Origin of the sequence: Streptomyces nanhaiensis, assembly GCF_046614825.1 — a bacterium.
Classification (GTDB): domain Bacteria; phylum Actinomycetota; class Actinomycetes; order Streptomycetales; family Streptomycetaceae; genus Streptomyces; species Streptomyces radiopugnans.
Genome location: NZ_JBKJFM010000004.1, coordinates 58,686 through 79,298 on the forward strand (window position 1 = coordinate 58,686; position 20,613 = coordinate 79,298).

17 protein-coding genes are annotated in these 20,613 nt (G+C 72.6%); 5 read left to right on the forward strand and 12 right to left on the reverse strand.

Annotated elements, in window-relative coordinates:
• Window positions 1-2: 2 nt before the first annotated feature.
• Complete coding sequence (locus tag ACLIYP_RS02425) at window positions 3-233, forward strand: DUF7455 domain-containing protein (RefSeq protein ID WP_093662696.1); 231 nt, start codon at window positions 3-5, stop codon at window positions 231-233.
• 360 nt (window positions 234-593) lie between these two features.
• Here the strand turns inward: ACLIYP_RS02425 and ACLIYP_RS02430 are convergent, their stop codons facing one another.
• The 4 genes from ACLIYP_RS02430 to ACLIYP_RS02445 all read right to left on the reverse strand — a co-directional run bounded on the left by ACLIYP_RS02430 (window position 594) and on the right by ACLIYP_RS02445 (window position 5,805).
• Complete coding sequence (locus ACLIYP_RS02430) at window positions 594-2,171, reverse strand: RNA polymerase sigma factor (RefSeq protein ID WP_412711467.1); 1,578 nt, start codon at window positions 2,169-2,171, stop codon at window positions 594-596.
• A 388-nt stretch (window positions 2,172-2,559) separates the two neighbouring features.
• The gene (locus ACLIYP_RS02435; protein WP_412711468.1) at window positions 2,560-3,594 is read right to left on the reverse strand and encodes a FadR/GntR family transcriptional regulator; all 1,035 of its coding nucleotides are present in this window, start codon (window positions 3,592-3,594) and stop codon (window positions 2,560-2,562) included.
• A gap of 218 nt (window positions 3,595-3,812) precedes the next feature.
• Window positions 3,813-4,580: an NUDIX hydrolase gene (locus ACLIYP_RS02440; protein WP_412711469.1), complete on the reverse strand. Its 768-nt coding sequence runs from the start codon at window positions 4,578-4,580 to the stop codon at window positions 3,813-3,815.
• A 55-nt stretch (window positions 4,581-4,635) separates the two neighbouring features.
• Window positions 4,636-5,805 (reverse strand): DUF4192 domain-containing protein, encoded by a 1,170-nt coding sequence (locus ACLIYP_RS02445; RefSeq protein WP_412711470.1) that lies wholly within the window; start codon window positions 5,803-5,805, stop codon window positions 4,636-4,638.
• A 163-nt stretch (window positions 5,806-5,968) separates the two neighbouring features.
• Between ACLIYP_RS02445 and ACLIYP_RS02450 the strand changes: the two genes are divergently transcribed.
• Together ACLIYP_RS02450 and ACLIYP_RS02455 are read left to right on the forward strand one after the other, a co-directional pair.
• On the forward strand, window positions 5,969-8,134 hold the full coding sequence (locus tag ACLIYP_RS02450) for a RecQ family ATP-dependent DNA helicase (protein WP_412711471.1): 2,166 nt from the start codon (window positions 5,969-5,971) through the stop codon (window positions 8,132-8,134).
• A gap of 124 nt (window positions 8,135-8,258) precedes the next feature.
• Complete coding sequence (locus ACLIYP_RS02455; protein ID WP_412711472.1) at window positions 8,259-8,891, forward strand: hypothetical protein; 633 nt, start codon at window positions 8,259-8,261, stop codon at window positions 8,889-8,891.
• A 36-nt stretch (window positions 8,892-8,927) separates the two neighbouring features.
• Here ACLIYP_RS02455 and ACLIYP_RS02460 read toward each other — a convergent pair whose 3' ends face one another.
• From ACLIYP_RS02460 to ACLIYP_RS02485, 6 genes are all read right to left on the reverse strand, one after another.
• Window positions 8,928-9,395: a hypothetical protein gene (locus ACLIYP_RS02460; protein ID WP_412711473.1), complete on the reverse strand. Its 468-nt coding sequence runs from the start codon at window positions 9,393-9,395 to the stop codon at window positions 8,928-8,930.
• A 235-nt stretch (window positions 9,396-9,630) separates the two neighbouring features.
• Complete coding sequence (locus ACLIYP_RS02465; RefSeq protein WP_412711474.1) at window positions 9,631-10,308, reverse strand: ribonuclease HII; 678 nt, start codon at window positions 10,306-10,308, stop codon at window positions 9,631-9,633.
• A 128-nt stretch (window positions 10,309-10,436) separates the two neighbouring features.
• Window positions 10,437-12,161, reverse strand: coding sequence for a DUF4153 domain-containing protein (locus ACLIYP_RS02470; RefSeq protein ID WP_412711475.1), 1,725 nt, complete (start codon window positions 12,159-12,161; stop codon window positions 10,437-10,439).
• Window positions 12,162-12,399: 238 nt separating this feature from the next.
• Window positions 12,400-13,122 (reverse strand): histidine phosphatase family protein, encoded by a 723-nt coding sequence (locus ACLIYP_RS02475; RefSeq protein WP_412711476.1) that lies wholly within the window; start codon window positions 13,120-13,122, stop codon window positions 12,400-12,402.
• 109 nt (window positions 13,123-13,231) lie between these two features.
• Window positions 13,232-13,840 carry a YdbC family protein gene (locus ACLIYP_RS02480; protein ID WP_093851265.1) on the reverse strand — a complete coding sequence of 203 codons (609 nt, stop codon included), beginning with the start codon at window positions 13,838-13,840 and terminating at the stop codon, window positions 13,232-13,234.
• A 95-nt stretch (window positions 13,841-13,935) separates the two neighbouring features.
• Window positions 13,936-14,733 (reverse strand): SDR family oxidoreductase, encoded by a 798-nt coding sequence (locus tag ACLIYP_RS02485; RefSeq protein WP_412711517.1) that lies wholly within the window; start codon window positions 14,731-14,733, stop codon window positions 13,936-13,938.
• Window positions 14,734-15,019: 286 nt separating this feature from the next.
• Here ACLIYP_RS02485 and ACLIYP_RS02490 point away from each other — a divergent pair, with 286 nt between their 5' ends.
• Window positions 15,020-15,550, forward strand: coding sequence for a TerD family protein (locus ACLIYP_RS02490; RefSeq protein WP_412711477.1), 531 nt, complete (start codon window positions 15,020-15,022; stop codon window positions 15,548-15,550).
• Between the two features lie 99 nt (window positions 15,551-15,649).
• Here ACLIYP_RS02490 and ACLIYP_RS02495 read toward each other — a convergent pair whose 3' ends face one another.
• On the reverse strand, window positions 15,650-18,520 hold the full coding sequence (locus ACLIYP_RS02495; protein ID WP_412711478.1) for a vitamin B12-dependent ribonucleotide reductase: 2,871 nt from the start codon (window positions 18,518-18,520) through the stop codon (window positions 15,650-15,652).
• A 113-nt stretch (window positions 18,521-18,633) separates the two neighbouring features.
• Window positions 18,634-19,260: a transcriptional regulator NrdR gene (gene nrdR / locus ACLIYP_RS02500; protein ID WP_412711479.1), complete on the reverse strand. Its 627-nt coding sequence runs from the start codon at window positions 19,258-19,260 to the stop codon at window positions 18,634-18,636.
• A 472-nt stretch (window positions 19,261-19,732) separates the two neighbouring features.
• Between nrdR and lexA the strand changes: the two genes are divergently transcribed.
• Window positions 19,733-20,470, forward strand: coding sequence for a transcriptional repressor LexA (gene lexA, locus ACLIYP_RS02505; RefSeq protein ID WP_412711518.1), 738 nt, complete (start codon window positions 19,733-19,735; stop codon window positions 20,468-20,470).
• The last annotated feature ends 143 nt before the right edge of the window (window positions 20,471-20,613 follow it).

Here is a 20,613-nt window from a genome sequence, read left to right on the forward strand (position 1 = left end):
ACGTGACTACTGTTCTGACCCCCGCGAGCCCGCTGACGGCCGCTGACCGCTGCGACCGCTGCGGCGCCCAGGCATACCTGCGTGTTGTGCTCGTCAGCGGTGGAGAGCTGCTGTTCTGCGCCCACCACGGCCGCAAGTTCGAGCCGGAACTCAAGAAGATCGCTGCGGAGATACAGGACGAGACCGAACGGCTCAACGCCACCCCCGCGACGGCGGGTGACGGCGAGCACTGACCTGCCGGCCGACGGCGAACGCGTCCCCATCCGACGAGCTCGGACCGGCCCAGGGCCGGACGCCACGGGCGGTCGCCCCCTCGCGGGGCGGCCGCCCGTTTGCCGTATCCGGGCACAGGCGAGCGCGGCGGGCGGCGACGTGGCGGGAAGGGCGCGAGGGCTCCCGCACGCCGGGAGACAGGCACGTGGGGCCTCCCTGAGCCCGCGGTCGTCCCCGCCTCACCCCAGAGTGAGCCATGCGGGCTACTTCCGCATCCGGAGAACCGCCCGCACCCGCCTGCCACGGTGCGGATGCCGAAGGGCCCGGAACCCCGCGGCGGGGTTCCGGGCCCTTCGGCATCCGCGGACGGACCCGGTGGGTCAGTCGAGGTAGTCCCGCAGAACCTGCGAACGGGAGGGGTGGCGCAGCTTCGACATCGTCTTGGACTCGATCTGGCGGATCCGCTCGCGGGTCACGCCGTAGACCTTGCCGATCTCGTCCAGCGTCTTGGGCTGGCCGTCGGTGAGGCCGAAGCGCATCGAGACCACGCCGGCCTCGCGCTCGCTGAGCGTGTCGAGCACGGAGTGGAGCTGCTCCTGCAGGAGCGTGAAGCTGACCGCGTCGGCCGGGACGACCGCCTCGGAGTCCTCGATGAGGTCACCGAACTCGCTGTCGCCGTCCTCGCCCAGCGGGGTGTGCAGGGAGATCGGCTCGCGACCGTACTTCTGGACCTCGACGACCTTCTCCGGGGTCATGTCGAGCTCCTTGGCCAGCTCCTCCGGAGTGGGCTCGCGGCCCAGGTCCTGGAGCATCTGGCGCTGGACGCGCGCGAGCTTGTTGATCACCTCGACCATGTGCACCGGAATGCGGATGGTGCGCGCCTGGTCGGCCATGGCGCGGGTGATGGCCTGGCGGATCCACCAGGTCGCGTAGGTCGAGAACTTGTAGCCCTTGGTGTAGTCGAACTTCTCGACCGCGCGGATCAGGCCCAGGTTGCCCTCCTGGATCAGGTCCAGGAAGAGCATGCCCCGGCCGGTGTAGCGCTTGGCCAGCGAGACCACCAGACGGAGGTTGGCCTCCAGGAGGTGGTTCTTGGCCCGGCGGCCGTCCTCGGCGATGATCTCCAGCTCGCGCTTGAGCTTGGGGGCGATCTTGTCGCTGTTGGCGAGCTTGTCCTCGGCGAAGAGACCGGCCTCGATGCGCTTGGCCAGCTCGACCTCCTGCTCGGCGTTGAGCAGGGGGACCTTGCCGATCTGCTTGAGGTAGTCCTTGACCGGGTCGGCGGTGGCGCCCGCGGCGGCGACCTGCTGGGCAGGGGCGTCGTCCTCGTCCTCGTCGGACAGGACGAAGCCCTCGTTCTCGCTCTTGGGCTCCGCCGCGGCGTCCTCGGCGACCTTGCCGCCCTTGATCGGAGGCTCGTCGACGACGTCCTCGTCGCCCTCGAGCAGCTCGTCGACGTCCGTCTTCTTGGCGGCGGTCTTCTTCGCGGGCGCCTTCTTGGCGGCGGTCTTCTTGGCGGCGGCCTTCTTCGCGGGCGCCTTCTTGGCGGCGGTCTTCTTGGCGGGCTTGGCCGCGGCCTCCTCGGCGGTCCCCTCCGCGTCCTCGGCGGGATCCTCGGGGGCCTCGGCCGGAGCGGCCTTCCTGACAGCGGTCTTCTTGGCGGCGACCGTCTTGGTCGCGGTGCGTTTGGCCGGGGCCTTCGCTGCGACGCTCTTCCGGGTGCGCTTGGGGGCCTCCGCGGCACTCACCATCAGCGTCACACCCTCCTCATCGAGGATCTGGTTGAGACTGCGCAGGACGTTCTTCCACTGGGTCGGCGGAATCTGGTCGGCCTCGAAGGCCCGACGCACATCGTCGCCGGCGATCTGCCCCTCGGCCTTTCCCCGCTCAATGAGCGCCATCACAGACGCGGACTCGGCGATCTCCGCAGGGAGCGTACGGGATGTGCTGGCCGACACGAACAACCTCTCGGAACGATGGAAACGGCTTCGGCCCCGCCCACGAGGGGATCCGGGACCTGCAAGCCCCGGCGGGGATGACCGGCGGCTCGGGCGGAGCGACAGGGGAGACTACAGCGCCGGATGCGGCGTCCGTATTCCCCCGGTAGCTGCCACCTCTTGAGTCATCGCGCTGCCACGCGAAGCGTTACGCCCAACCGGAGTGTCCCGGGTCACATGACATAGAAGGACAGAGACTCCCATACGGTGACTTATCACCGGCCACGGTCTTGGGGGGGCGGCACCGCGGGTCGGAACCGCGGAAGCGTGCGAACCGGCCGGAAGGACGTCGCCGGATCCCGCCGGGCGGGATCCGGCGACACCGTACTGGTGCGGCCGACGCCGGGCGTCAGTGCTCGCGGGGCGCCGGCACCACGTGGTCGGAACCGCCGCCCGCGGCCGGAACCGCAGTGGAGGCCTGGGCCTCGGAGGGAGCGGCCTGAGCGGGCGCACCGGGCGTCGCGGGGACGGCCGCCTCGGAGGAGACCGCGAGCAGCTGGCGCACCGCGTTCTCCGCGGCGACCGCCTCCCCGGAGGCCACGGCTTCGGCGATCCTGCGGTGGTGCGCCAGGGACGCCTCGGTGGGGCGCTCACATCCGGCGGCGGGCGCCCCGGAGACCTGAAGGGCCGCGCCGACGATGCCGGAGAGGTGCTCCAGCATCCGGTTGCCGGCGGCCTGCAGGAGCAGGGCGTGGAACTCGGCGTCGGCCCGGGAGAAGGTCAGGCTGTCGCCCTGGGCGAGTGTGTGGCCCATGATCTCGACCATGTCCGCGAGTCGCTGCTGCACCTCGTCGCCGCTGCGGTCCGCGGCGAGGCGGGCGGCCAGAGGTTCGATGGCCCAGCGCAGCTCGCACAGCTCGCGGCGCTGGTCGTCGCGCTGCGGGCCGAAGGCGCGCCACTCGATGATGTCGGGGTCGAGGAGGTTCCAGTCGCTGACCGGGCGGACCCGCGTTCCGACGTTGGGGCGGGCACTGACCAGGCCCTTGGCCTCGAGGACCCGGAGCGACTCGCGGACGACGGTGCGCGACACCTCGAAGCGCTGGCCGATCTCCTCGGGTACGAGGGGACGGTCGGCGCCGAGGTCTCCGGAGACGATCATCTGTCCCAGTTGCTGTACGAGTTGGCCGTGCAGCCCGCGCCCCCGGCTTCCGGCGGCACGTCGTCCGGCCCGGGCCATGTCCGCTTCGCCGCCGTCCCACGCGGGGACGGTGGTGGCACGGGTCGCGCCGGTCGACTCGGCATAGGCGTAACGGTCCGGCTCGCCCGAACCCGTGAGGCCGGAGTCGGCGGAGCGAGCCGAGGTCATCATGGTGTGCGCAAGGGTAGTCACGCATCCTTTGTCGGCGGTGCTCCGGACGGCCTTGAGGGCTTTGGTGAAAAGCACACGAAAGGGTGATCAGTGGCCTCCTCGCGATTGACGCCTTATCGGAAAGAAACGGTCTTCCGATCAGGCATATGCGGCAGGCGGCGCGCGCCTGTGGCGGCACGGGACCGCTGACGGCCCCGGATCCGCTGGTGAGAGGCGTGCCGGCTCGTCGAGGGGAAGGCCCGCGGACCGAGCGCCGCTCCGGGGTAAGACGGGGATCCGGCCCCTTCCCTCCCTCAGACCTCCGGGCGCAGCATCGGCGGGTTCAGCACCGTGGCGCCACCGGCCCGGAACAACTGTGCGGGCCGACCGCCCTGACGGGTCGTCGTACCGCCGGTGGGCACCAGGAAGCCCGGAGTGCCGGTGACCTTGCGGTGGAAGTTCCTCGGGTCGAGCGCGACGCCCCACACCGCTTCGTAGACCCGCCGCAGTTCCCCCACGGTGAACTCCGGCGGGCAGAAAGCGGTGGCGAGCGAGGAGTACTCGATCTTCGACCGGGCCCGCTCCACCCCGTCCGCGAGGATCCTGGAGTGGTCGAAGGCCAGCAGAGCGGGCTGCTCTCCGCTTCGGTCCGGACCGCCCCCGGAAGGCTGTCCGGACGGCAGCAGGGTGTCCACCGGCGCCCAGCGGACGCTGTCGGCGTCGCCGCCGGCCGTGGGGGTGGGCAGGTCGGGGGCCAGCACCAGATGGGCGACGCTGACCACCCGCATCCGCGGATCCCGCCCCGGATCACCATAGGTGGCGAGCTGTTCGAGATGGGCACCGGTGTGCCGGTCGTCCGGCCCCTGGACGTGCAGCCCGGTCTCCTCGGTGAGTTCGCGGGCGGCCGCGGCCCCGAGGTCCTCGTCGATGCGCACGAAACCCCCGGGCAGTGCCCACCGTCCCTGGTACGGAGGTTCACCCCGGCGTACGACCAGCGCGCACAGGGCGTGCCTTCGCACGGTGAGCACGACCAGATCGACGGTGACGGCGAAGGGGGGAAAGGCCGACGGGTCGTAGGGCATGACGTGATCATAGTCGTCTGCCTGACGATAAACAGAGGCTCGCTCCGCTCCGCCGTCAGCCCTGGACCGCCGCGGTCCCGAGGCCGCGCGCGGCCCGCTGCCTCCGCAGGCACCGCCTCAGCGGTTCGGGGTCGAGCCCGCTGTTGCACGCGCCGTGGAGCAGCCGCGCGAAGACGTACCCCGGATCCAGCTCCAGTGCCCGGCCCAGCGCCACACGCGCGCCGGGTTCGTCCCCACCGGACCAGGCGACCCAGCCTGCCAGGGTGAGCGGGGCCGCCGCGTGTTCGGCGTAGGCCCCGACGCACCGCCGGGCCAGCGCCCGCCACAGCCGCAGCGCGGGGGCGGCGTCCTCGCCCTCCATCCACTCCGCGGCCCAGTCCCGGGTGATCCTGTCCTGGAGGCCGAGGATCACGGTGGCGGCCTCCTCGTGGGAGAGGAGGCGGTCGTCCCCGGCATCGGCCCCGGCCACCCCCTCCCTCCGGCCCGCCGTCGCCGCGTTCCGGTAGCGGTCCAGCAGCCGCCCGGCGAGTGCCAGGGTCTCGGTACGCACCGTCGCGCGGTCGGCCTCGCCCAGCATCCGGGGCACCAGGGCCGTGCCCGCGATGTCGAGGGCCTGCTCCTGCGGTCCGGCGGCCGGTGGACCCAGCGGCGCGAGCCTGGCCGTCATCTCCTTCAGCGTGCCCTCCACCCGCAGCCCGGCGTACGCCGCCGCGGCCGCCATGGCGGAGGTGCCGGGCACGCCCAGCGGTGTGCCCTCGGCGGGGCAGCACCGGATGTCGGGGCAGCAGTAGGACCAGTAGCGGCCGCCGGAGACGCACAGTGCCTCGTACACCGGCATGTCCAGCGCTCCGCAGGCGGTCCGCAGCCTCTGGGCGAGAGGACGGAGCCGTTCCATGACGGCGAGGCCGCTCTCGCCGTCCGCAGGGTCCTGGCACAGGAAGACGAGTGCCGCGTCGGGGCGGTCGCCGCGCGGGACGCCGCTGCCGCGCAGGCAGTCGGCGAGTTGCTCGGCCAGTCCGGGCCATCCCTCCTCCCGCGCGGGGATGCCCACGCGGAGCCTGCCGCCGAAGCGGCCGCTGGGGCCGTGGAGGCCGACCAGGACGATGGAGTCGTCGGGGTGGTAGCCGAGCAGGTAGGGAAGGGAGTCGATCAGCTCGGCCGGACCTCGCAGGGTTACCTGGGTGGTGGCGGACGGCTGCCGGGTGGATTCGCTGTGCTGTGTCATGCCCCGACAGTGGCGCGGACGGGCGGGGCGCCGTGCGGTTCCGTCCACAGACGGCCTCAACAGGCATATGCGCCGATATGCCGGTGATCACATTTGCCGTATGGGTGTCTGGTTGTCCACAGGCGGTTCGCACGGTGTCGGTGCCATCGGGTTGCATGGGTGTATGAGCGAGGAGAATCTGCGTGCCGCGGCCGACGCCGTACTGGCCCGCCTGACCGGCGACACCACTGGTACGGCGAGGCTGCGCACCGACCAGTGGCGGGCCGTCGAGGCCCTGGTGGTGGAGCGCCGGCGGACCTTGGTGGTCCAGCGCACGGGCTGGGGCAAGTCGGCGGTGTACTTCGTGGCGACCGCGCTGCTGCGCGAGCGCGGTGAGGGGCCGACCGTGATCGTCTCCCCGCTCCTGGCCCTGATGCGCAACCAGGTCGAGGCCGCGGAGCGGGCGGGCGTGCGGGCCCGGACGATCAACTCCGCGAACACCGAGGAGTGGGAGACCGTCCACGCCGAGGTGGCCGCGGGCGAGGTCGATGTGCTGCTCGTCAGTCCGGAGCGCCTGAACAACCCCGATTTCCGTGATCAGGTCCTGCCGAAGTTGGCCGCCACCACCGGACTGCTGGTGGTCGACGAAGCGCACTGCATCTCCGACTGGGGCCATGACTTCCGGCCCGACTACCGGCGGCTGCGGACGATGCTCGCCGAGCTTCCCCCGGGCGTCCCGGTGCTGGCCACCACCGCGACGGCCAACGCCCGGGTGACGGCCGACGTGGCCGAGCAGCTGGGCACCGGCGGGACGGGGACGGACGCGCTGGTGCTGCGCGGCCCGCTGGACCGGGAGAGCCTCAGTCTGGGGGTGCTGCGCCTGCCGGACGCGGCACACCGGCTGGCCTGGCTCGACGGTCACCTCCACGAGCTGCCGGGCTCCGGCATCGTCTACACGCTGACGGTCTCGGCGGCCGAGGAGGTGGCGGCCTTCCTGCGGCAGCGAGGGCACACGGTGGCCTCCTACACCGGGCGGACGGAGAACGCCGACCGGGAGGCGGCCGAGGCGGACCTGCTCGGCAACAGGGTCAAGGCGCTGGTGGCCACCTCCGCCCTGGGCATGGGCTTCGACAAGCCGGATCTGGGCTTCGTCGTCCACCTCGGCTCCCCTTCCTCCCCCATCGCCTACTACCAGCAGGTGGGCCGGGCCGGGCGCGGTGTGGAGCACGCCGAGGTGCTGCTGCTGCCCGGCCCCGAGGACGAGGCGATCTGGCGGTACTTCTCCTCCCTGGCCTTTCCTCCGGAGGAGCAGGTGCGCCGCACCCTGGACGTGCTGGCGTCGGCCGACCGGCCGTTGTCGCTGCCGGCTCTGGAACCGCTGGTGGAACTGCGCCGCTCGCGGCTGGAGATGATGCTCAAGGTGCTCGACGTGGACGGTGCTGTGCGGCGGGTGCGCGGCGGCTGGGTCTCCACGGGAGAGCCCTGGTCCTACGACGCCGAGCGGTACGCCTGGGTGGCGCGGCAGCGGGAGGCCGAGCAGCGTGCGATGAAGGAGTACGCCGCCACCTCCGGGTGCCGGATGGAGTTCCTGCGGCGGCAACTGGACGACACGGAGGCGGCGCCCTGCGGGCGGTGCGACAACTGCGCGGGCCCGCGGTTCGGCACCGATGTCGATCCGGCCGCGCTGGAGGCCGCCCGGGGGGAACTGGGGCGTCCCGGCGTGGAGGTGGAGCCGCGCAGGATGTGGCCGACGGGGCTGCCCGCGATCGGGCTGGACCTCAAGGGCCGTGTCCCTCCGGGTGAACAGGCTGCTCCCGGCAGGGCACTGGGCCGGCTGTCCGACATCGGATGGGGCAACCGGCTGCGCCCGCTGCTGGAACCGCCTTCGCAGGACGGGCCGGTACCCGACGACGTGGCCGGCGCCGTCGTCTCCGTACTCGCCGACTGGGCGCGGGGACCGGGCGGCTGGTCCTCCGGAGAGGAAGGCGCGCCGGCCCGCCCGGTGGGGGTGGTGACGATCGGCTCGCGGACCCGGCCGCAGCTGATCAGGTCTCTCGGGGAGCGGATCGCGGCGGTCGGCCGGATACCGCTGCTGGGCACCGTGGAGTACGCCGACGGGGCGTCGGACACCCGTATCCCGCGCAGCAACAGCGCGCAGCGCCTCCGGGCCCTGCACGGCGCCCTGACCGTGCCCGAGCAGCTGGCGGAGGCGGTCGCGGCGGCAGGTGGCCCGGTACTGCTGGTGGACGACGTCACGGAGACCGGCTGGACCCTGGCCGTGGCCGCGCGGCTGCTGCGCCGGGCCGGAGCCCAGGAGGTGATGCCGCTGGTGCTGGCCGTACGGGGTTGAGCCGCCCGCCGGTACGCACGCCCACCGCCGCGGGAGGCTCCGGCGTGACCGGGGCGACTCTTTGTTCCATTGCCGCAACCGTGTTCACCCGTGAGAATTGATGCGGTGCCACGGAGGGAGGACCATGACCGTCGGCTTCGTCTCACCGCCGCCCGCCGAGACCCCGTCCCGTGCCGGACGCACTCTCGAACCCGCCGAGTGGGCCGCCGCCGGGATCCCTCTGCTGCGCAGTCCGCGCGAACTGGTCGCCGGTCTGCACACCCGCCACCGGCCCGGACCGGCCACCTCCGTCGTCGCGGTGCTCGACCCGGACGAGCGGATCATCGCCAGCGCGTCGTTCTCCCGGGCCAACTCCACTCCGGACGGCTGGGAGTGCCGCAACGTCCTGCTGTCCCAGTTGCGCAGGATCGTTCCGCACGACCTGCGCCGCCGCAGGCCCTCGCGGACCGCCGTCCTGCTGTGCTGCCGGGGGGACGGCCCGGGCTGGAGGGACGAGGACGGAGCGTGGATGTGGGGACTGCGCGACGCCTGCATCCTGCACGGCCTGAGGTGCGGGGCGTACATCACGCTGACCCGTGACGGCTGGCAGGTGCTCGGCGAGGACCGCGGCGGACGACGGCCGTACGTCGGCGGCCCCGCCGTCTGGGGCACACGACCGGAGAACGGAGGCCCGGGAGACGGGGGCCCGGAGGAAGGCGGCCGGGGGGACAGTGCCCCGAAGGCGCCCGGGGCACGGCGGGGTACGACGGCCCGCTGACCCGCCGGGCGGCGGGCCGCGGGCCGCAGCACCGGTTCAGAGCAGGGTGCGCAGCCGTCCCGGATCTCCGCAGACGATCAGCCGCGACCCCGTCCTGGCAAGGGCGGCGGGCAGCGCCCGGGCAGCCTGCTCGTCCGTCCCGCCGTTGACCGCGAGCACGACGACTGGGCGGCCGGTGGTGCGGTCCGCGGCCGACGCGTGGGCGTAGAAGACGTCTTCGCCCTCGGCCTGTTGGCGCCAGTAGGCGTCCTCGCCGAAGGTGAGCTCGTGCTGCGCCCAGGGGTGCTGCTCACCGGTGGTGAACACCAGGACGTCGGCGGGCGAGCGGCCCTCGTCGAGCAGCCTGTCGACGGTCTCGTCCGCGACCTCGACCGCGGTGGCCTCGGTGGCGTCGACGAGCTGGATCTGCGGTGCTGCCTTCCCCGGAGCGGCCCCGCCCGGGGCCGTCTTCGCCTCCGCCGCCTCCGATGCGGGGCGCGAGGGCCCGGCGGTGCGCGTCGGCACCGGCCTGCCGGGAGCGGGACGGCTGCGGTCGGCCCGCTGCGGCGTCGGCCGGGGTCCGGGAACGGGTGCGGAGGGGCGGGGAATCTGTGGGGCCCGGGCGGTACCCGTCGTGTTGCGGGGGCCGGGGACATTCGGGTGGATCTTGGGCTCCTCGGAGCTGTGCGGCATGGAGTGTTGTCTATCAAACGCCGGCGCGGAACGCGCCAGCGGGTTCGGAAAAAGATTCGGTTTCGGCTCAGAAGAGGCCGATCTGCTCGATCCGCTCGGCACGTGCCCGTTTCAGGTGCCGCCAGCGCGGCAGTGCGTCCAGGTAGGACCACGACAGCCGGTGGTGGGGCGTGGGCCCCAACTCCTCGAGGGCGGCACGGTGGACGGGCGAGGGATAACCGGCGTTGCGGTCGAAGCGGAACTCGGCGTGGTCGGCGCCCAGTTCGGCCATACGGGCGTCCCGGTGCACCTTGGCGATCACGGACGCCGCAGCGACCGGGACGCACGACCGGTCGCCCTTGACCACCGTGCGGACCCTCCAGGGCGCCCCCAGGTAGTCGTGCCCGCCGTCGAGGATCACCGCGTCGGGACGGACCGGCAGCGCCTCCAGCGCACGTACGGCGGCGAGCCGGAGGGCGGCCGTCATGCCCAGTTCGTCTATCTCCTCCGGGGAGGAGTGCCCGAGCGCGTGGGCGGTGACCCAGTCGGTGAGCGTTCCGGCGAGTTCGGTGCGGCGGACGGGCCCGATGAGCTTGGAGTCCGTCAGCCCTTCGGGCGGCCTGCGCAGCCCGGTGACCGCCGCGCATACGGTGACGGGCCCCGCCCAGGCGCCCCGGCCGACCTCGTCGATCCCTGCGACGACCTTCGCCCCCGTGGTGGCCCGCAGGGAACGTTCGACGCGGTGGGTGGGAGGCTCGTACGGCATGGCGTCAGCCAGGGTACGCCCCTCCGGCCGGCGGACGTCGCCCGGGGCCGGAGGGCCGCGCCCCTCCCCCGGCACTGCACGGCACGGCACGGCACGGCACTGCACGGCACCGCACTGCACGGCGCGGTTCAGCGGTACTCCGGAGTCCGCCCCTCCCGGTCCAGCCCCCCGCAGGGGAGCTCCATCCGGTCGGCGGGGCGGTCGGTGAGCACGGCACGGGCCCGCCTCTCGCCGTAACTGGTCGCGTACCAGGGCTTGTCCCCGTCGAGGACGTCCCGGGCGATGTCCCGCAGGGCGCAGGAGCGCTGGGGCTCGGGCAGGGTGTCCAGGGCCGGTACGGCGTCCGCGGAGAGCCCCCTCAGATACGCGAGGTCGATCTGCCCGGTGCGCTCGAAGCGCCGCACGTTCTGCTCGGCCACCAGCCCGTCCGGCGAGACCAGCCCGAAGCACAGCACGGCGGCCGCCGCGCTCGCCACCACCGCGCGCGGCAGCCAGCGCCCGCCGAACACCCCGGCCGCCATGATCAGGACGATGACGACGCCGAGCCACAGCTCGACCCCGGCCACGGACACCCTCAGCCTGGTCAGGCCGTACGCGTCGACGTACAGCTCCATGCGGCGCAGCGCCGAGAGCACCACGACGAGGGTCAGCGCGCAGAGGGTTCCCAGGACGGCGCGGACCAGTGTGCGGTCGCGGGCCGCGCCGCGCGGCGCCCAGCGCAGGGCCAGCGCGATCACGACGAGGGTCAGGAGGGTGACGGTCAGCAGCTGCCAGAAGCCCTGGCGGGCGTACTCCGAGTAGGTCAGCCCGGTCTCGCTGAGCACCTTGTCGTAGCCGCCGAAGAGGACGGCGAGCTGGATGGCGATGAAGACGGCGAACAGGGCGTTCAGCACGACCAGGGGAAGCGCCCACTCCATGCGCCCCCGGGGCCGCCCGCGACCGCCCTCGACGCGGTCCCAGCGCCAGGGGGCCGCGGCGGTGCGGGCCGCTCCCAGCGCGGCCGCGGCCCCCAGGACGAACAGGAGGGCGTGCGCCGGCCCGTCCGACACCGACACCTCGGGCACCAGCCCGGTCAGCAGGTCCGCGAAGGCCGCGTCCGCCCCCGCGAACAGCGCGCCGAAGACGGCCAGCAGCACGGCCGCGACGCCGGCCGTCCGGACGACGGGCCACCAGCGGTCGCGCGAGCCGTCCGCCCGCTCGCGCAGCCCGCGCCAGGCCCAGAGGGCGCCCGGCAGGACCTCGCCGAACACGCCGACGCATCCGATCAGCGTCCCGCGCCAGGTGCGCGTGCCGTGCAGGGCCAGCGATCCCGTCGCCAGGGCCGCCGCCAGCGCCAGGAAGGTCGGCCATCCCGCGTCCCGCAGCGCGGGCACCAGCAGCAGGGCCGTCCCGCCCGCGGCCCACACCAGTGACCACGGATGGATCCCGCGCCCCGCCGCCCGCCCGGCGAAGTACGCGGCCAGGGCGGCCGGCAGGGCGGCCAGCAGCACGTTGAGACCCAGCCCGTCGCCGAGCAGCAGCCCGGCCAGTGTTCCGGTGGCCAGCACGGCCCAGAGGGCGGCCCCGCCGATCGGCGGGGGTTCCTCCGGCCTCGCGGCCGTCACCCAGGCGGGCGGGGGCGGAGGCTCGTACGCGGCCCAGGACGACGCACCGTGGGACGCGCCGGACCGCCGGCCGCCCGGGGCGGCGCCCTGCTCCGCCGCACGTGCGGACTTCCGCGGCGGCCCGGTGCCGCCGGAGGTCGCCTTCCGGCGCGGGGCGTCCTCGTGCCCGCCCTCCCGCCGTACGGCAGCCTTCCGCGGGGTGTCGTCCGCCTCGTTCTCCGCGGGCACGCCGGACGGCTGATCGGACATGGGTCCCCCTCCCCCACCGCGCCTTTCCCCCCACCGCCCTGCGGTGATCAACGCGATGACTCGGGCGCCACCGTAGTGCGCCCCCGGCGCGCACCTCCGCCCCGAGCGCCGCTCTGTGACAGAGCGGTGACAAGGGTGGCGACAAGGGCGGTGACGGAGGCGACGGCGAGGAGCGCACCCGGCGCACGCCCTGTGGCCGGCCGGAGAGGCCGCGTCCGCCCGCCGCCGCGTCAGCGCCTCACCGGAACCTGCCGGGACGCCCGCGCACCCCGGACATCCCGTACGTCTCCCCGGACTCCCCCTCGTAGGGCCCGGCGTACGACTCGGGGGTGCACCAGCGCTCGAACGGCCGGTCAAGGTGGTACCGCCCGTCCGTTCCCAGCTCCAGGGCCCGCATCTCCCCGTTGCCCGGGTTGGACAGCGACTCGAACTCCGCGACCGTCCAGTGCAGCCACCTCATGCAGAACAGCCGCATGGTCAGCCCGTGCGTCACCAGCAGCACGTTCGGAGGATGGTCGGGGAACTCGAAACTGCGCCACAGGCTCTCCAGGAAGGCCCCCACCCGGTCGTAGACGTCCGCACCCGACTCGCCCTGCGCGAACCGGTAGAAGAAGTGCCCGTACGCGTCGCGCGCCGCCTTCTGCCGCCGTACGTCCTCGCGGTCCTGCCAGTTGCCCCAGTCCTGCTCGCGCAGCCGGGGCTCCTCGCGCATCCGCACCCGCGTCGGGTCCAGGCGCAGCGCGCGGAAGGTCTGGTGGGTGCGGCGGTACGGCGAGACGTAGGCCGAGATCCGCTCGTCGCCGAAGAGCGCACGCAGCCGCTCCCCGGTCGCCTCGGCCTGCCGGAATCCGCGTTCGGTCAGGCTCAGGGCGTGGTCGGGCACCCGCTCGTAGACCGAGTCGTCGAAGTTCCCCTCCGACTCGCCGTGCCGGACCAGGACGATGCGCCGGGGTCGTGCCATGCACCCACCCTAGGCGCGCGGCGGCCCCACAGCCCAACCACGGCCGGCGCGGGGGTGCCGGAACGGCTCCGGAGCAGGCGCGGGCACAGGCACAGCACGGGCACGGGCGTCAGACCGTCCAGGACGGCTCGAGGTCGATCACGTCACCGCCGACCGCCGCCACGTCCGCCCCCAGTTGGGCACGGAGCGCCAGCCGCTCGATCCGCTCCGTGCGGTACTTGCCGTGCTCCGCCGCCGAGTCCCACATCGACAGCACCAGGAACTCGTCCTCGGCCTGCGCCTGTGCGAAGACCCCTCTCAGCATCCCGGGAGACCCGGCCATCGCCGGGTTCCACACCTTCTCCTGCATCAGGGTGTAGTGCTCGATGCGCTCGCGGCGCACCCGGCAGTGGGCGACGCGCAGCAGGTCCGCGTCCGTGAACTGCGGCCGGAACCCCACCTTCACATCGAAGCGGTACTCGAACAGCCGGACCTGGGCGTCCTTGTAGGTGCCGTTCTGCGATGCCGCCAGCCGGTCGTGGGAGCGTGCCATGAACGAGTCGTAGAAGGCCCGGCTCTCCCAGAAGCCGAACAGGTGCGCGACGCCCGGCCGGGACCGGCTCCAGCCGCCGCCCTGCGCGCGGAAACCCGGCTCGCCCAGCAGGCCGGCCCACTTCCGCTGCCCCCTCTCGAAGCCGCGTCGGTCGACCACCGTGCAGCGCATCCACTTGACCAGCACCGCGCCATCGTACGGCCATATCGGTGACTGATCGCATGGCTTCGACCCCTCTCCGTCCGGCCGGGAGGCGATTGCGCCGCGGCCGGGCTCCCGCTTCACCGCACCGCGCCCGCCAGGTACTCCTCGTACGTGGTCCGGCCCACCGCGTGGTCCGGCGCCAGATGGCCGCCCGCCCGGTAACCGCGGAAGACCGCTCCCGGCAGCCGCAGCGGCAGCACCGGGCGGCGGCGGCCGCGCGCCCTGAGCGTCGCCCGGGTCAGGTCGGCGTGGTCGCGTACCTGTGGCCCGCCCATGTCGGGCACCCGTCCGGCGGGTTCGCCGACGGCCAGGTCCGCCAGCCGTTCGGCCACCTCCTCGGCGTCGACGGGCTGGAAGCGCACCCCTGCCAGCGCCAGTGCCACCGGCGACAGGCGCTGCGCGTCGGTGACCCTGGCGATCAGGTCGTGGAACTGGGTGGCCCGCAGGATGGTCCAGGGCAGGCCCGACTCCGCCACGACCCGCTCGGCCGCCAGCTTGGCACGGTAGTAGGGCAGCGGCACCCGGTCCACTCCGACGATGGAGACGTACACCAGGTGCGGACGGCTCCCCGCTCGGCGCGCCGCGCCGGCCAGGCGCCGGGTCGCGGCCACGTCGCCGCGTCCGAGCGTGGTCGCGCAGTGCACGATCACACCGGCGCCCGACACCGCCGCGTCGACGCCCTCGCCCGTGGTCAGGTCGCCGGTCGCCCACCGGCAGGGCCCGCGATCACCCGCCGGACGCGGACGGCGGCTGAGCAGTCGCACCGCGCGCCCCCGCGCCACCAGCCCGCGCACCACGGCGCGGCCGAGTGTGCCGGTGCCGCCGGTCACCAGTACGAGGGGTTCCGCATCCGCTCCGGGCTCCGCCGGCTCCACGGGTTCCACCACTCGTCCGCCTTCCCTGCCGTTTCCGCCGTCCTCGGCGTCGGCGCCGTCCACGGCGCCAGTGACGTCCCTTCCCCGTCCGGGACGGACGGGCACCCATGGACGCGGCTTCTCGCCCGTCCGCCCCGACGCCCGCCGGGGCCGGAGACCGGGTGCCGTGGACAAACTACCTGGTAGCAAGGAGAGTTGATGTGCTGTCATGGCGGCCGCGCGCATCGGTCCCCGATCCGGGGCGATCGCGTCCCGCAGCAGCTCAGTTCCTAGGAAGGGGAGCCTGGTGAGCAGTCCCAACAAGGGGGTGGAGAAGGTCGAGGTGGCGATCAGGTGGGATCCCAGCCCCTCCGAGTCCTCGCCCCACGACCTCGACATCATCGCCGCGACATACACCGCGGAGGACCCGCACGGCGAGCCCGCGTACGTCGTGCACTTCGACAGCCGCTCGCCCGACGGCACCATCAGTCTCGGCAGGGACAGCCGGACGGGTCTGGGGCTCGGCTACGACGAGGTCATGACCCTGGAACTCGGCCGGCTGGCCTCCTCCTACACCCGGGTGGTCGTGGGCGTGGCGGTCCAGCAGCACAGCGGACGCCGGACGTTCGGCGACGTGGCGCGCACCGGTGTGCGCATCAGGGAGGGGTACGTCGAGCTGGCCGAGCACGACTTCTCGGACGTGTCCGGGGCGACGGCCGCCACCGTCGCGGAGTTCACCCGCAACGGCACGGGCGCCTGGGAGTTCAGCGAGCACCTGCACGGGTTCGACGCCGACCCGGAGTCGTTCACCCGTCTGATGGGCGGCGCCCCCGTCTGACGTACCGGCCCGGCCGGTCGCGCGGAGGGTGCCGACCGCTTCGGCCGGCACCCTCCGGTTCCCCCGTGGTGCGGCGGAGGCCCCCCGCCGCACCGCGGGTCAGCTGCAGCCGCTGGTGGAGCCGCAGCCCTCGCACAGGTAGCAGCTTCCCGCACGGCGCATCTTGGTGCCGCAGGAGAAGCACAGCGGCGCGTCGGCGTTGAGGCCGAGCTGCATCTCCACCAGTTCGGTGGAGCTGTGCGCCTCCTTCGGCGCCGGGACCGGGGCCTGCGGCTCGGAGGTGCTGCTCACCGACCTGGGCGGCTCCACCTGGCGCGGGGCGGACTGGGCCAGGCTCTCGACGTCCAGCTCGTCGTCGGCCGGTTCGTAGGAACCGGTCTCCAGGTGGCGCTGGCGCTCCTCCGCGGAGTGGATGCCCAGGGCCGAGCGGGTCTCGAAGGGCAGGAAGTCCAGCGCCAGGCGGCGGAAGATGTAGTCGACGATCGACTGCGCCATCCGCACGTCCGGGTCGTCGGTCATGCCGGCCGGTTCGAACCGCATGTTGGTGAACTTCGAGACGTAGGTCTCCAGCGGCACGCCGTACTGCAGGCCCACCGAGACGGCGATCGAGAAGGCGTCCATCATGCCCGCGAGGGTCGAGCCCTGCTTGGACATCTTCAGGAAGACTTCGCCCAGGCCGTCGTCCGGGTAGGAGTTGGCGGTCATGTAGCCCTCGGCGCCGCCGACGGTGAAGGAGGTGGTGATGCCGGGCCGGCCCTTGGGCAGGCGCTTGCGCACCGGGCGGTACTCGACGACCTTCTCGGCCTCGGACTGCCGCTCCTCGGTCTTCCCCTCCTTCTTCTTGGCGGAGAGCGGCTGGCCGACCTTGCAGTTGTCGCGGTAGATCGCCAGCGCCTTCAGACCGAGCTTCCAGCCCTCGAAGTAGATCTCCTCGACCTCCTCGACGGTGGCCGACTCGGGCATGTTGACCGTCTTGGAGATCGCGCCGGACAGGAACGGCTGGGCTGCGGCCATCATCCGCACGTGCCCCATCGGGGAGATGGAGCGCTCGCCCATGGCGCAGTCGAAGACCTCGTAGTGCTCGGGGCGCAGGCCCGGGGCGTCGATGACGTTGCCGTGCTCGGCGATGTGCTCGACGATCGCCTCGACCTGCTCGGGCTGGTAGCCGAGCCGCTTGAGCGCCTTGGGCACGGTGTTGTTGACGATCTGCATCGAGCCGCCGCCGACCAGCTTCTTGAACTTGACCAGGGCCAGGTCGGGTTCGATGCCGGTGGTGTCGCAGTCCATCATCAGGCCGATGGTGCCGGTGGGGGCCAGCACGGACGCCTGGGCGTTGCGGAACCCGCTCTTCTTGCCCAGCCGGAGCACGTCCTGCCACGCCTCGGTGGCCGCGGCCCACACCGGGGTGTCCAGGTCGTCCATGCGCTTGGCGTCGGCGTTGGCGTCGGCGTGCTGCCTCATGACGCGCTGGTGGGCGTCGGCGTTGCGGGCGTAGCCCTCGTACGGGCCGACGATCGCGGCCAGTTCGGCGGAGCGGCGGTAGGAGGTGCCGGTCATCAGGGAGGTGATCGCACCGGCCAGCGCGCGGCCGCCGTCGGAGTCGTAGGCGTGGCCGGTGGCCATCAGCAGGGCGCCGAGGTTGGCGTAGCCGATGCCGAGCTGGCGGAAGGCTCGGGTGGTCTCGCCGATCTTCTCGGTGGGGAAGTCGGCGAAGCAGATGGAGATGTCCATCGCGGTGATGACCAGCTCGACCACCTTGGCGAAGCGCTCGGCGTCGAAGGACTGGTTGCCGGCGTCGTCGTCGCGCAGGAACTTCATCAGGTTCAGCGAGGCCAGGTTGCACGAGGAGTTGTCCAGGTGCATGTACTCGCTGCACGGGTTGGAGGCGGTGATGCGGCCCGACTCCGGCGAGGTGTGCCAGTGGTTGATGGTGTCGTCGTACTGGATGCCGGGGTCGGCGCAGGCCCAGGCGGCCTCGGCCATCTTGCGGAACAGCGCCTTGGCGTCGACCTCCTCGATGGTCTCGCCGGTCATCCGGGCGCGCAGGCCGAACTTCCGCCCGCCCTCGACGGCCTTCATGAAGGCGTCGTTGACGCGGACGGAGTTGTTGGCGTTCTGGTACTGGACGGAGGTGATGTCGTCGCCGCCCAGGTCCATGTCGAAGCCCGCGTCGCGCAGGGCGCGGATCTTCTCCTCCTCCTTGACCTTGGTCTCGATGAACGCCTCGACGTCGGGGTGGTCGACGTCCAGGACGACCATCTTGGCCGCGCGGCGGGTGGCGCCGCCGGACTTGATCGTCCCGGCGGAGGCGTCGGCGCCGCGCATGAAGGAGACCGGGCCCGAGGCGTTGCCGCCGGAGGAGAGCAGTTCCTTGGAGGAGCGGATGCGCGAGAGGTTCAGGCCGGCGCCGGAACCGCCCTTGAAGATCATCCCCTCTTCCTTGTACCACTCCAGGATCGACTCCATGGAGTCGTCCACGGAGAGGATGAAGCAGGCGGAGACCTGCTGGGGCTGGGCGGTGCCGACGTTGAACCACACCGGGGAGTTGAACGAGAACACCTGGTGGAGCACGGCGTAGGCCAGCTCGTGCTCGAAGATCTCGGCGTCGGCCGGGGAGGCGAAGTAGCCGTGCTTCTCGCCGGCGGCGCGGTAGGCCTTCACCACGCGGTCGATCAGCTGCCTGAGGCTGGTCTCGCGCTGGGGGGTGCCGACCGCGCCGCGGAAGTACTTGCTGGTGACGATGTTGACCGCGTTCACCGACCAGAAGTCGGGGAACTCCACGCCGCGCTGCTCGAAGTTGACCGAGCCGTCGCGCCAGTTGGTCATGACGACGTCACGGCGCTCCCAGACCACCTCGTCGTACGGGTGCACCCCCGGAGTGGTGTGGATGCGCTCGATCCGCAGACCCTTGCCGGCCTTGGCCCCCTTGGACCGGGCCCCTCGTGCCGGGTCGCTCGTCGTCTCTGTCATTCCGCCTCCCTGTACAGGCATAACGCCCTGACACACCCCGCACTTCCCGGGGTGTGGTGTTCGTTTCGATGGCCGGAGCGCGACGCGCTCCGGTCAGGTCCGTGCGGGGCCGCTCAGTTTCCGGCGGCCAGTGGCGCGGGCGGGGCGGCGGGGTTCTCGCCGCCCCCGCCGTCACGTCCGCCCCCGCCGTCACTTCCGTCTCCGGTCTCCCCGGCTCCGCCGCGGTCTCCGGTCCCCGCGGCCCTGGTTCCGCCCGGGACGCCTTCCCCTCCACCCGAGCCGTCGCCCGCCGGCGCCCGCTCGCCGCGCAGCTCGGCGATCGCGGCCTCGAAGTCCTCCAGCGAGTCGAACGCCCGGTAGACGGAGGCGAAGCGCAGGTACGCCACGAGGTCCAGCTCGCGCAGCGGGCCGAGTATGGCCAGCCCGACGTCGTGCGTGGACAGCTCGGCGCTCCCGGTGGCGCGTACCGCCTCCTCGACCCGCTGGCCCAGTTTGGCGAGCGCGTCCTCGGTGACCGGACGTCCCTGGCACGCCTTGCGCACCCCGGCGATCACCTTGTCCCGGCTGAAGGGCTCGGTGACCCCGCTCCGCTTGATGACCATCAACGACGCGTTCTCCACCGTCGTGAAGCGACGGGAGCAGTGCGGACACTGGCGGCGCCGGCGGATCGCGGTGCCGTCGTCGGTGGTGCGGCTGTCGACGACGCGGCTGTCGGGGTGCCGGCAGAAGGGGCAGTGCATCGCTTCCCACCCTCCTTCACCCTCGGTGGCGCAGCATGAGCGGCGCAGCGGAACAGCATTGGACAAGCGTTCGAGTACCCGGCGGGCGGGCCCCGAAGCGGCCACCAGCATAGGTGATGCCCGCCGCCCTTCAGGACCGGGGGACCACAACTTCTGGGTGGCTGCCGAACATCTAACCACTACATCTGGTGGCTGCTCGACGAACACGCCTTGCGTGTCGGAAACGCCGGAACGGCAAACGTACGAGAGGCTACCGTAGTGATCGGAGGCGATCCGCAGCCAATACACCGCCCTCATCGATCACGTCAGCTAATCTGCGAAATTTCACTCGAACGTGTGTTTGGCGCAACCTTTCGAAAGCACCTACCGTTGTCCAACCAGGGAGAACCGCTTGAGAGGGGCCGACGTGACCACCACCGCAGAGAGCGCCACCATCACCCCACGGGACAGTTCCCGGGGCCGGGCCGATCATGTGCAGGAAGCAAACGCCGTTCCCGGCGCGTCCGGCGACGCGAACGGCGCGGGGGCCCCCAAGCCCACCCGCTCGCTGCCCGGTCGCCCACCGGGGATCCGCGCCGACAGCTCCGGGCTGACGGACCGGCAGCGCCGGGTGATCGAGGTGATCCGCGACTCGGTGCAGCGCCGCGGCTACCCGCCGTCGATGCGGGAGATCGGCCAGGCCGTCGGCCTGTCCTCCACCTCCTCGGTGGCCCACCAGCTGATGGCTCTGGAGCGCAAGGGCTTCCTGCGGCGCGATCCGCACCGGCCCCGCGCCTACGAGGTGCGCGCCTCGGACGCGCCCACCAGCCAGACCACCGACACCACCGGCAAGCCCGCCGCCTCCTACGTCCCCCTGGTCGGCCGGATCGCCGCCGGCGGCCCGATCCTGGCCGAGGAGTCGGTGGAGGACGTCTTCCCCCTGCCCCGCCAGCTCGTCGGCGACGGCGAACTGTTCGTGCTCAAGGTCGTCGGCGACTCCATGGTCGACGCGGCGATCTGCGACGGCGACTGGGTCACGGTGCGCCGCCAGCCGGTCGCCGAGAACGGCGACATCGTCGCCGCCATGCTGGACGGCGAGGCGACCGTCAAGCGCTTCAAGCGCGAGGACGGGCATGTGTGGCTGATCCCCCACAACTCCGCCTACCAGCCGATCCCCGGCGACGAGGCCACCATCCTCGGCAAGGTCGTCGCGGTGCTGCGGCGCGTCTGACGCGCCGGCGGCACGCCGACCTCACGAGACGGCCTCACGGAGGCCTGAACAGACCGCCCCGGGACCACTGCGCCGGTCCCGGGGCCCGGCCCGCACCCCGGCGGGAGCTCAAGGCTCCGGGCCCCCGCCGGGCTCCTGCCCGC

What these genes read in the sequence shown, in the direction of transcription:
- ACLIYP_RS02440 (WP_412711469.1), bottom strand. Translation starts at nt 4,580, where the DNA reads ATGCCCTACGACCCGTCGGCCTTTCCCCCCTTCGCCGTCACCGTCGAT.
- ACLIYP_RS02445 (WP_412711470.1), bottom strand. Translation starts at nt 5,805, where the DNA reads ATGACACAGCACAGCGAATCCACCCGGCAGCCGTCCGCCACCACCCAG.
- ACLIYP_RS02450 (WP_412711471.1), top strand. Translation starts at nt 5,969, where the DNA reads ATGAGCGAGGAGAATCTGCGTGCCGCGGCCGACGCCGTACTGGCCCGC.
- ACLIYP_RS02455 (WP_412711472.1), top strand. Translation starts at nt 8,259, where the DNA reads ATGACCGTCGGCTTCGTCTCACCGCCGCCCGCCGAGACCCCGTCCCGT.
- ACLIYP_RS02465 (WP_412711474.1), bottom strand. Translation starts at nt 10,308, where the DNA reads ATGCCGTACGAGCCTCCCACCCACCGCGTCGAACGTTCCCTGCGGGCC.
- ACLIYP_RS02470 (WP_412711475.1), bottom strand. Translation starts at nt 12,161, where the DNA reads ATGTCCGATCAGCCGTCCGGCGTGCCCGCGGAGAACGAGGCGGACGAC.
- ACLIYP_RS02475 (WP_412711476.1), bottom strand. Translation starts at nt 13,122, where the DNA reads ATGGCACGACCCCGGCGCATCGTCCTGGTCCGGCACGGCGAGTCGGAG.
- ACLIYP_RS02495 (WP_412711478.1), bottom strand. Translation starts at nt 18,520, where the DNA reads ATGACAGAGACGACGAGCGACCCGGCACGAGGGGCCCGGTCCAAGGGG.
- nrdR (WP_412711479.1), bottom strand. Translation starts at nt 19,260, where the DNA reads ATGCACTGCCCCTTCTGCCGGCACCCCGACAGCCGCGTCGTCGACAGC.